The organism is Microvirga sp. P4_G7 (assembly GCF_056401005.1).
In genome coordinates, this window is the sequence record NZ_JBFUKD010000269.1 from 1 (window position 1) to 4729 (window position 4729).

General features: G+C 63.2%; 1 protein-coding gene and 2 pseudogenes. 2 read left to right on the forward strand and 1 reads right to left on the reverse strand.

Annotation, left to right across the window (positions count from 1 at the left end):
* A pseudogene (locus tag AC1DT3_RS12525) lies at positions 1–411 on the forward strand (penicillin-binding protein); the annotation flags it as partial.
* A gap of 315 nt (positions 412–726) precedes the next feature.
* Positions 727–4284, forward strand: a complete 3558-nt coding sequence (locus tag AC1DT3_RS12530; protein ID WP_477465583.1) for a beta strand repeat-containing protein — start codon at positions 727–729, stop codon at positions 4282–4284.
* 112 nt (positions 4285–4396) lie between these two features.
* Here AC1DT3_RS12530 and AC1DT3_RS12535 read toward each other — a convergent pair.
* Positions 4397–4729: pseudogene (locus AC1DT3_RS12535) on the reverse strand (multidrug effflux MFS transporter); the annotation flags it as partial.

The following is a 4729-nucleotide window of genomic DNA, read 5'->3' on the forward strand; positions in this document are numbered from 1 at the left end:
ATGCTGCACAATTCCTTCGTCATCGGGACAGCCAAGAAAGCGGCCATGCCGGGCTGGATGACGGCGGGTAAGAGCGGGACCTCCCAGGAACATCGGGATGCTTGGTTCATCGGTTATTCCGGGTCGCTGGTCGCCGGAATCTGGCTCGGCAACGACGACAGCAGTCCCACGAAGCGCGTCTCCGGCGGCAATCTGCCGGTCGAGGTCTGGCACAATTTCATGAAGATGGCGCTGAAGGACCAGAAACCCGTGCCGCTGCCGGGACTGGACCGGATTTCGCCGGCCGACAACACGCCTGTCGCCAGCGCCGGGGGCAATCTCCCCGGCAGCCAGCGCGAGAGCGCTTGGATTCCGCCGGCCAACAAGCGCAGCCAGGGCAAGAACTTCTTCGAGCGCTTGTTCGGCCTCTGATCACCGTCTTCGACTTGTCATAACGTTGCGTTTGCGCCCGAGTACTCTTGCGAATTTGCATGAATGTGGACAACGCCCGCCATTTCCACGCTAAAGCGCCGCGGTTCGAAGGTAAACAATTGATAAATAGACAGTTTTAGCGTCTCGCGAAGACTCCCTCCACCATGGGTTGCGGCTCCCGTGGGTGATGCACCTCCTCGCCCGGGGAGCTGTGCCCTGTGATGGTTTAGCTATGATCTATTCCGTTGGCCCCTAAGCCTGGCCTCGAAAGCCTGGTCGTGGGTGTCCATCGACGGCGGCTGAGCGGGGACTGACATGACCAAATCCATTCTCGAGAACGAAATCGCGGACAATCTGGCCAAGATCGACGATCTTCTTGCCAATTTGCAAAAAACCGCAGCCAGAACCGCGGCCGAAACTGCAGCCGAGACCGCAGCCTACACCGCAGCGCGAATCGACGACCAATGGTCCGGATTTCACCCCGATCGCGGCAGGCACGACCGACACCGGGACAAGATGGCCGCGATGCTCGAGGACGAGGCGCGCGAGGCGTCTTCGCGGCCCGGCCTCGGGAAAGCCGCCGGCGGCGAACCGTCGGAATCTCCATCCCTCACGATGCTCGGAGTGATTCGCGGCGACGACGGCGACAACGATCTCGGCAGCCACGCTGCAACCACGGCGGCCACCATCTACGGCGGCATGGGATGGGACGTGTTGCGCGGAGGAACCGCCGGGGACCAGCTCTTCGGTGAAGACGACAACGATGTCCTCATCGGTTGGCGGGGAAGCGACACTCTCGATGGCGGCGACGGCTACGACACGGTGTCGTACGAGACGGAGACCGGCGGCCGCGGCGCCATCGTCAATCTCGGCGATTCCGACTGGACGTACGGAAGCGTCCTCTACCATTCCATGACCGGCGCCGACACGTGGGGTGATCGCGACACGTATCTCCAGATCGAATCGCTGCTCGGGTCCGCTTACGGCGACGTCATCAATGCGAAGGCCACCGCGGCGTCGCTCATGCTGTATGGCGGCGCGGGCAACGATACCCTCATCGGCGGCAATTCGGACGACATCAACGTCGACGACGACGATTACCTGATCGGCGGCGCTGGCGATGATACGTTCATCGACGGTATCGTCATGTACGAGGGCACGCAGGGCGTATCCGTCGATCTCGGAACCGGCCAGGCCACCGGCCAGGGCAACGATACGTTTCTGACCACGTATGACGGTAAGTTCTCGCCGATCCTTCATGTGATCGGCAGCGAGGGCAACGACGTTCTCAAGGCCGGCAATTGGAGCGTCACGCTCGAAGGCGGCGGCGGCAACGATATTCTCTACGGCAGCAACGGCTTCGACAGATTGTATGTGGGGTATTCGGGCGACACGACGGGCAAGGACACCGTCTACGGATCGGGCGGCAGCGACATCATCCTCGGCAATTTCAAAACGACGTTGAGCTACGAGACGTTCGCCGGATCGATCCGGGCGAATCTCGGATCGTCGATCGTCGACAAGCAAGCCATCGGCGGCGGCGTTCCCGGTGGTAGCGACCAGGCACAGGGTATCATGTCGCTGAGGGGCACCGCCTACGGCGACATCATCAACGGCAGTACCTTCGCCAATCATCTGGCCGGTCTCGGCGGCAATGACACCATCAACGGGGATGCCGGCAACGACACGCTCGACGGCGGTGACGGGGATGATCAGCTCTACGGCCTCTACGACAATGATTCGCTTGTCGGTGGCCTCGGCAACGACACCCTCGACGGCGGCACGGGCAACGACACCATGGTCGGTGGCGGCGGCGACGACGTCATGGTCGGCGGCCTCGGCAACGATGTTTTCTACATCGACGATCTCGGCGACTTGGTGTCCGAACTCAACGGTACGAGCGGCGGCGCCGACACCGCCTACATCTCGGTGAAGAACTTCGACGGACGCAAGCTCGGAAACATCGAAAACATCGTGCTCGTCAATGGCGGCAGCGTATCGGGGCAGAACGTGGCGCCGGTGATCGAGGGTGCGCCGGTCGCGGTATCGATCAGCGCAGTGGATACGGGCCTCGCGACACCGTTCTCCGGCATCACGATTGTCGACGACAGCCCGACCGTGACCGTCAAGGTGACGATGATGACGCCCGGAAGCGGGAGCTTCTTGAACACCGGCACCGGCAGCTACGATGCCGCCACCGGGATCTTCACTTTCAGCGGCGACATCGCCACCGTGCAGGCGCGCTTGAACGCCTTGCAGTTCGATCCGCGGGATCGGGACAATGCCCAGGTCGGGTCCATCGAGTCGACGCAGTTCAAGATCGAGGTGTTCGACGGTCTCGGGCTCGCGGCCGCGCCGAACACCAACATCTCGGTCAGCGCCGCGGCGGCGAACCGCGCACCGGGTCTCGGGGTGCCCTTCGAGACATACACCGTCTCGGACGCGGACGACGCCAATCTCGTCGCGCCGTTCGCACATGTCACGTTCAGCGAACCCAACGCCAACGACGTCGTGACCGTGACGATCACGCTCGATCAAGCCGCAAAGGGCGTCCTGGTTCCGACGAGCGGCGGCTCCTACGATGCCGCAACCGGGATCTTCACGGTGAGCGGCAATCTGCAATCGGTGACCGCCGCTGTTCACGCGCTCCGGTTCGACGCGACGAACCGCGATGGCGCGGTGAACGGCAGCATCGAGACCACGACGTTCGCGATCAAGATCCGCGACGCCGGCGGGCTGTCTCCGAGCGCCATTTCCAACATCAAGGTCGATTCCGTTCACGTGATCGGCGAAGTCAACCACGCACCGACCGCTCCCGCCTTGTCAGGCGGACGGATCGCCGAAACGGCGCTCGCCGGCGCCACCGTCGGCCTCCTCTCCGCGAGCGATGAAGACGGTCATGCGGTGTCCTTCACTTTCGCGCAGGCACGGGCCGATTCGAACGGCCTGATCAGCGCCAACGGCGCCTTCGAGATCGCCGGCGGAATCATCAAGGTCCGCGATGCGAGTCTGATCCAGGTCTCAAAGGACACCACTGCCACCTATGAGATCGTCGCATCCGACGGGCATGGCGGCGTCACGCCGGGCAACGTCGCGATCACTATCACGAACGTCAACAAGGCACCGACGCAACTCAGCCTGTCGAACGCCGTCGTCGCCGAACATTCGGCGGCCGGCACCGTGATCGGAACGCTCTCCGGACAGGATCCGGATGGCGATTCCCTGAACTACATGATGATCGAAAACGCGGGCGGACGGGTCGAGCTGGTCAACGGAGCCTTGCGCATCAAGGACAGCGCGAAGGCCGATTTCGAACAGCAATCGTCGTTCTCGGTCATCGTCGCAGCGACCGACGGTCAGAGTGTGCTCGCGAAGAGTTTCGTCATCTCGCTCACGGACGTGCGCAATGAGCTCGTCACGGGTAACGCAGGCGCCGACATGATCCGCGGCGGAACCGGCAACGACACGTTCAGCGGCGGTGCGGGCAACGATACCCTCGCCGGCGGCGGCGGGCAGGATGTGCTCACCGGCGGAACGGGCGCAGACGTGTTCTTGTTCGATGGGCGAGTCGAACTCATCAACCGGGACATCATCCAGGATTTCTCCGTCGAACAAGGGGACCGCATTCAGCTCTCCCGATCGGTCTTCAAGGCCTTCGGTGCGGCCGATGTGGGCATGCTCAACGCAAGCGCCTTCGCCGGCGGATACGCGCCGACGGATGCCAATGATCGCATCCTCTACGATCAAGGGACGGGCCGGCTCTATTACGACGTCGACGGCAACGGCACGGCGGGCTACGACGCGGCGCCGATGCTGATCGCGACACTCGCCACGAAGCCCGTGCTGACGAATGCGAGTTTCTACATCGTCTGACGCCGTCACGATAAGCGGGCATGGTCTGCTTGAGACGAGGACGATCGCTCGTCTCAAAAGCACCGTACCGGTGACATCGCGCCTGCGCTCGCGCAAGAGGCTTCGACTGCGCCTATCGCCGGCCCCCGGTCGTCACAAACAGAGCCAGGGCGAGGATTCCCGTCATCGCGATGGTGGCGGGGAGCGGCAGGGGCGATGTACCGAGCAAGCGGCCAAGGCCGATTCCGAGAAGCGCGGCAAAGGTCATCTGACAAATGCCGAGGAGGGATGAAGCCGCGCCGGCGCGATCGGGAAACGGCATCATGGCCGAGGCCATGGCCTGCGGCATAGTGAGGCCGACGCCGAGCCCGTAGATGGCCATCGGCGCGGTGATGACGAGGGATGACGGCACGCCGAGCGCGACCAGGGTGAACATCAGAATTCCGCCCGCGGCGAGAAAGCAGAC